Origin of the sequence: Flavobacterium sp. (genome assembly GCF_043773265.1) — a bacterium.
Lineage (GTDB): Bacteria > Bacteroidota > Bacteroidia > Flavobacteriales > Flavobacteriaceae > Flavobacterium.
Map to the genome: position 1 here is coordinate 1 of NZ_JAYVFH010000131.1, position 6,734 is coordinate 6,734.

Here is a 6,734-nt window from a genome sequence, read left to right on the forward strand (position 1 = left end):
TTAATTTTGGGCAGCTTCTTTAAATTCTAACAAAATAAATGGGAAGAAATAACGAAAGAAACATTAAAAAACATAACGATAAGCTTCATAAAGAGCAAGATAAAGCCAAAGCTAAAAAAGTAGCTCGTGAAGAAAAACTAAAAGAAATTTTAAGACAACTTAATGTTAAAAAAGGTATTTAAACAGATGAAATTAGCTTTTTAACGAATAAATTATTATAGTCCTAACTATTTTGTTAATTTAATATAAATTTTAATAAATGATTTATTAAAATTTAATAAAAAAACACGTAAAAGTACGTATATATAAGATTTTTATTAATTCTAATTTTGTAAAACAATTCAATGATATATATAAGCAATTCCCAAATTACCTATTTTATATGATAAAATAATTTTTTTATACCTACTGATGTAAATGATACAACTAGTTTGAAGTATTAATTTATAAATGATGTGTTATGAAAAATTTATTACTATTAAAAAAAATAAATATTGTGTTGCAAGTGTTTGTTTTACTACTAACCATTAATGTTAATGGGCAAATTATTGGAACTCCAACTGTAAATTCCTCTGGTGGTCCAATTTCTATAAGTTTTATGGTTACAAATGGTATTGGAAACCCCAATTATTTTACAGGAACCACAGACTATAATGTTTATTTATCAGACAATTCTGGATTAAATTTTACTTCAATTTATACTTTTAATTCAAGTTCTTTTCCTGTTTCAAATAATGGTTCTACTGCTATAGTTACAAGAGACATTCCTATTCCTTTAGGAACACCATCATCAAGTGGTTATAAAATATCTGTTGGCTCTACAAGTCCATTATTTGATGGTAGTGGCGGAATAAATGCTTCTAATTCATTTACATTATTTTGTGATTTTAGTATGCCTTCAACTTTAGATGGCTTTATTAAATCGGCTTCGCCTGCATTGAATTATTATATAATGACTATTACTAATATAGGTAATGTCTCTGATAGTTACACACTATCAAGTTCACAAACAGGAACCAATTTAACCTCACAATTTCAAAATGTAAATGGAGTAACTATAACTTCAACTCCTGTTTTAGAACCAAATGAATCCTATAGTTTTTTGATTAGATTTGATACACCAAATGGTACTCAACCCAATAATTATAATTATACGACTGTACTAGCAACATCAAATAATTGTTCAAATGTTTCTCATAGTTGCTTGGTAACAACTTTTATTTATGGTGGTGGTGGAAATCCAAATTTACCAGATTCTCCAGATTTGGATATTGTTAAAACAGCTAGTACAGGAACTGCTATTGTTGGAGGTTTTATTGATTATGCAATAACTATAAAAAATAATACTACAAAAAACGGATTAAATCCTATTATAAAAGATTTTATTCCTGCCAACGTTGATTTAATAAGCTACAATAAAAGACCTGGTGAAACTAGAAATGTGATTTTTTCATTTGATTCTGTTGAAAATAGTTTAACAGCAGTTTTAGAAGGTACATTAATAAACTCTAGTTTTCCTTTAACAATATTTATTAAAGTAAGAACAAAATGTAATTCTGTACCTACTGTAATTAACTCATCAGAAGTTTATACAGTTTCTGGAGATTCAAATCCTTTAAACGATTCATCGTCTGCAACCACAACAGTAAATTATGATTTAACGAATAGTTCTATCGGTACTTGGACAGGAAGTTATAATTTAGATTGGTTTGATTGTAGAAACTGGTCTGGTGGAGTTGTGCCAACAAACTCTGTAAATGTGACTTTGCCAACTATTAATCAAAATTCAGTTATTAATGAGCTTTCTACATTTGCACCATTAGATAAAATTGCAAGATGTAATAACATTACAATTCAGAGCGGAAAAACACTTACTATTAGCAACACAAGTAAGCTTTATGTGTCTGGAAACATATTGAATAATGGCACTTTTGTCCCTGCTAATAGCACAATAACTTTTAATAATGCTATTTTAAATCAATACCAAACCATAACAAGTAGTAACAACCAAATTACTTTTTATAATTTAAATTTAAATACATCAAATGGTTCTAAAGGAGTTTTTATTCCAACTAATTTTGGATTGTATGTTTCAAATAATTTAGATTTAATTTCAGGTGACATTCGATTAAATGGTAGTTCACAATTAATTCAATCAAAACTTGGAATTTCAACAAACTCAAGTTCTGGAACAGGAAAAATTTATAAAGATCAACAAGGACAATCTAATGTTTATAACTACAATTATTGGTCTTCGCCAGTCGGCACAAATGGATTATATACTGTTGCAAGTGTATTAAAAGACGGAACAAACCCATCAAATCCTCAAACTATAAATTGGATAAGTGCTAATAATGGATTACCAACTTCTCCAATAAGTTTATCTAATTTTTGGATTTATAAATATCAAAATGTTTCTAATAACGTTGCCAATTGGACTTATATTGGACCAAACGGAAACATAAATGCAGGAAATGGATTTACATTAAAAGGAAGTGGTTGTGCAACTCCAACTCAAAATTATACATTTGTTGGCAAACCCAATAACGGATTGATTACTTATCCAATTGCAGCAAACAACCTTAATTTAAGTGGAAATCCTTATGCATCATCATTAGACTCTCATCAATTCATTGATGATAATGTTAGTTCATTATCTGGAACACTATATTTTTGGGAACATTATGTTTCTAATGCAACCCATGTTTTGGCTAATTATCAAGGTGGTTATGCAACACTTACAAAAACTGGTGGTACAGCTCCAGTTGCACCAATTGGAATAAGTAATTTAGGTTCTAGTACTAGAATTCCAAATAGATATATTCCTGTTGGACAAGGATTTTTTGTAGTTGCCAATGCAACAGGAGGAACAATAACTTTAAGCAATAATCAAAGAACTTTTGCTACAGAAACAAACACAAACTCTAATTTTATGTTTAGAAATGAATCGCAATTAGTTTCAAGATCAAATTATAAAAAAGTTAAATTAGGGTTTACAAATTTATCAAATTCAATTCACAGAGAAATCTTGGTAGGATTTATGAATCAAAACGCAACAGAAAATTATGATTATGGATATGATGGAGAACAAATTGACACTCAAAACAATGATGTTTATTTTACATTAAACAATAAAAAACTAAATATTCAAGGTGTTGGAAACTTTACTACAAATAGTATTATTCCAATTGGAATTGTAATTGGTACATCTGGAAAAGTTGAATTAAAAATAGAGAACTTAGAGAATTTTAATATCGAAGAAACCATATACATGCATGACAATCAAACAAATATATATCATGATATTAAAAATAGTGCTGTTTATTTTAATTTAAATCAAGGAACTTATAATAATCGATTTTCTTTAAGATTTACAAATAATAATAATAATAATATTAATAATGGGTTTTCTAAAACAGTATCATCACCAAAGGATATTAAAGCGACAATTACTGATAATAAGTTTGCATTTGAAAATTTAGAAGAATTGAAATCTGTTGCATTGTATAATTTATTAGGTCAAAAAATAAATATTTGGAATGTTTTAAATAAAGACGAGAATATAATTGTTTATGATGTTTCCAACATTTCTAATGAAACCTATATTGCAAAATTTATTTTTGAATCTTATGAAATAACTAAAAAAATTATAAAAAATTAATTCAAAAAAACAATGTAAATTTTATGTTTTTTAAACTAAGTAAGTGAAAAAAAATATTTAAATTTATTTCTTCTAAAAGTAAATTATCATGACTATTTGCTATTGTGGAAATCACTTATCATTTGAAGAATGTTGTCAACCTTACATAAAAGGAACAAAAAAACCTGCAACTGCAGAAACGTTAATGCGTTCTAGATACAGCGCTTATGCAACTAAAAATGCTGATTATTTGGTTGCTACAACTCATATTTCAACAAGAAAAAATTACAAGAAAAAAGACATATTACATTGGGCAGAAACCAATAAATGGACAAATTTAGAAATACTAGAAACAACACTAAACACTGTAACTTTTAAAGCATCTTATCTTGACAATCATAAATTGCCAAAAATACATCATGAAAAATCTACTTTTATTCTTGAAGATGGAAATTGGTTTTATGTTGATGGTGAATTTTAATTAATCGTTTTTTTTATAAAATTTATTAATAAAAAATTTATTTAATTTAGTATAAATAACTCTTTCTATTAAATAAGAAAAGCCCAAACAAACTATAAAATAAATACAATATCTAATAAAGTTATTTTCTATTATTTTGTCTAAATAACTAGCGTGAATAATAAGAAAAAAATGCGAAATGTAAATCCCAAATGATATAGAAGCAATAGATTCAAACCAACCAAAAGTGATGTTAAAGCCAAACCATTTTAGTTTTTTCCAGAGTAAAGCACCAATTATTATTAGTAATGCAAAAGCAAAATGTCTAAATTCTAACCAAGGATGAACACCAACAATTCCTTGCAATTTCTGAATACTGATTTTATCTTGAAGGACAATATTAAAAAACAAAATTAAAGTACATAAAAAAAGTGTAATCAACGGAATATGTAATGTTCTAAAATTGATTTCACTCTTGTTTAAATATAATTTAGCCATATCAACACCAATCCACCAAATTACTAAATACATTAATTCTCTATTAATAAAATTTGGATAGAAGAGATAAGAAATAGCTGCTAAAACTCCTAAACCATAAACAATTAAAGAACAATTTTTATTGAAGTTTTTATATAGAAATAGAAATATAAAATAAAACCACCACTCATAAGACAACGACCAAAGCGGACCATTATCAAGAAAAGGATCAAATAAAACATTTGGTTTTATTTCTGATGCATCTTGCAACATAAAAAGATTTCCGAGTAGTGTTTTCCAATCTACAGCTACTAAATCATTTGAACTGTAACAAATTAGAAAATAACTAGTAAGATAAACTAAAATAAGCGGAATGTAGATTCTAAAAAACCTTTTAAAAAAAAATAGTTTAAACGATTTAACTGATGATTTTTCAAAAGAATAGGAAATTACAAATCCAGAAAGCACAAAAAATAAAATAACCGCTTCTTGACCAAAATGAAACAAAAAAGAAAAATTGAATCCACCAATAATTAATTCAGAAGAAAATAGATGATGAAAAACAACATACAAAGCTGCAAAACCTCTAACTGCTTCTAATTTTGATAATTTGGTTTTTTCTTTGTTGGAATTCTGTTTCAGATTCATACTACTTTAAGAGGTTTTGTTTGAGTTACAAAGCTACACTTTTATAATTGTGATGCAAGTTTATAAAACTTACAGTGTTTCTCTAAATGAGAATTACATCAATCAAAAAAAAAAAAATACGTCTTGTTTTTTTATAACAAAACGCATTTAATTTATTCTTCTTTAGATTCTATTTTGGCTTCTTCAACATCTTCCTCTTCTTTTGGTCCTAAAAAGTAAAGTGCTGCACCAACAACAATTAAACCTATTTTTATAATCCAAGCAGTTGTGTCACCCCAATTATAAATCCACATTAATAGTCGTGGAACTCTGTCTAAATAATTCATAACTACAGCTACTATTCCTAGCAAAGCCATAATACTTCCAATTCTTTTCATAAATGTTGTTATAAAAGGTTAATAGACATGCAATATATTAATTTTATTAAAACAGAATGCATTTCAATTAAAATTTACCTTCACAATAACCTGAAATAATTATAACAGAACCATTACTTATATTAACAGCTTCAATATTTTGAAATTCTAATTTATATTTATCATTTCCTAAAGCGGTTACTTTTACAGAATATCCTGCCAAACTATAACTTAGTGATCCTTTTACATAACTTCCTTGTGCAAAAAGCATAGTTCCAGTTTCTCCAATGCCAAATTCATAAGTTCCGCTTGGCGCACTACTCGAAGTTAAAGGATAATTTATTTTGAAAGTTATGTTTTCGTAATTGGTATTTCCAATTGTACCTTTTGACAACGAAAAAATTAATGCGCTTTCTCCTTCTATAGATGCAATACCGTTGGAAACGTTTACAGAAGTTGGAACAAATGTCATTCCGTTAGCGATAATATTAGAATCAATAGTTTGATTAACATTAGTATCAGATGAACAACTTGCCAACATTGTAATTACTATTGTAAAAAGAAAAAATATTTTAGTTTTCATGATTTTATGATATTAAAAGTGGTTTTAGAAGTTATTGTTTTATAGTTTTACAGGAAAGTTTTGGATATAAATTAGACCTAACAGGTTTTTAAAACCTGTTAGAACTAAAATAAAACTACATATTCCTACGATACTGACCACCAACTTCAAACAAACCATTAGTAATTTGTCCTAATGAACAAACCTTTGTGGCTTCCATCAATAACGCAAAAAGATTTTCGTTTTTGATGGCTGCTGTTTGCAATAATTCTATTTGTTCGGCTACTTTAGAAGCACTTGATTTTTGTAAATTGGTCAACATATCTATTTGATATTGTTTTTCTTCTTCGGTAGCACGAATTACTTCTGCAGGAATAACTGTTGGTGAACCTTTAGAACTCAAAAAAGTATTTACACCAATAATCGGGAATTCTCCTGTGTGTTTCAAGGTTTCATAATACAAACTTTCTTCTTGAATTTTGCTTCGTTGGTACATAGTTTCCATTGCACCAAGAACACCACCACGTTCTGTAATTCGGTCAAATTCTTGTAAAACTGCATCTTCAACTAAATCGGTTAATTCTTCTATAA

General features: G+C 27.4%; 7 protein-coding genes. 3 read left to right on the forward strand and 4 right to left on the reverse strand.

The genetic code is table 11. The annotated features are described in order from the left end of the window. Positions 1-38: 38 nt before the first annotated feature. The 3 genes from ACH2BO_RS07190 (at position 39) to ACH2BO_RS07200 (ending at position 4,121) form a co-directional block, all read left to right on the forward strand. Positions 39-182, forward strand: a complete 144-nt coding sequence (locus tag ACH2BO_RS07190) for a hypothetical protein (protein ID WP_395044074.1) — start codon at positions 39-41, stop codon at positions 180-182. Positions 183-460: 278 nt separating this feature from the next. Beyond that, positions 461-3,661: a hypothetical protein gene (locus ACH2BO_RS07195; RefSeq protein WP_395044075.1), complete on the forward strand. Its 3,201-nt coding sequence runs from the start codon at positions 461-463 to the stop codon at positions 3,659-3,661. 88 nt (positions 3,662-3,749) lie between these two features. Continuing rightward, the gene (locus ACH2BO_RS07200) at positions 3,750-4,121 is read left to right on the forward strand and encodes a YchJ family protein (protein WP_395044076.1); all 372 of its coding nucleotides are present in this window, start codon (positions 3,750-3,752) and stop codon (positions 4,119-4,121) included. Here ACH2BO_RS07200 and ACH2BO_RS07205 read toward each other — a convergent pair whose 3' ends face one another. The 4 genes from ACH2BO_RS07205 to ACH2BO_RS07220 form a co-directional block, all read right to left on the reverse strand. Further along, positions 4,122-5,225 (reverse strand): acyltransferase family protein, encoded by a 1,104-nt coding sequence (locus ACH2BO_RS07205; RefSeq protein WP_395044077.1) that lies wholly within the window; start codon positions 5,223-5,225, stop codon positions 4,122-4,124. A gap of 152 nt (positions 5,226-5,377) precedes the next feature. Next, complete coding sequence (locus ACH2BO_RS07210; RefSeq protein ID WP_395044078.1) at positions 5,378-5,602, reverse strand: hypothetical protein; 225 nt, start codon at positions 5,600-5,602, stop codon at positions 5,378-5,380. Between the two features lie 67 nt (positions 5,603-5,669). Continuing rightward, a complete protein-coding gene (locus ACH2BO_RS07215) occupies positions 5,670-6,164 on the reverse strand; it encodes a hypothetical protein (protein WP_395044079.1) in 495 nt (164 codons plus the stop codon). Between the two features lie 115 nt (positions 6,165-6,279). Then, a partial coding sequence (locus ACH2BO_RS07220) for a methylmalonyl-CoA mutase family protein (RefSeq protein WP_395044080.1) occupies positions 6,280-6,734 on the reverse strand: 455 nt, incomplete at its 5' end.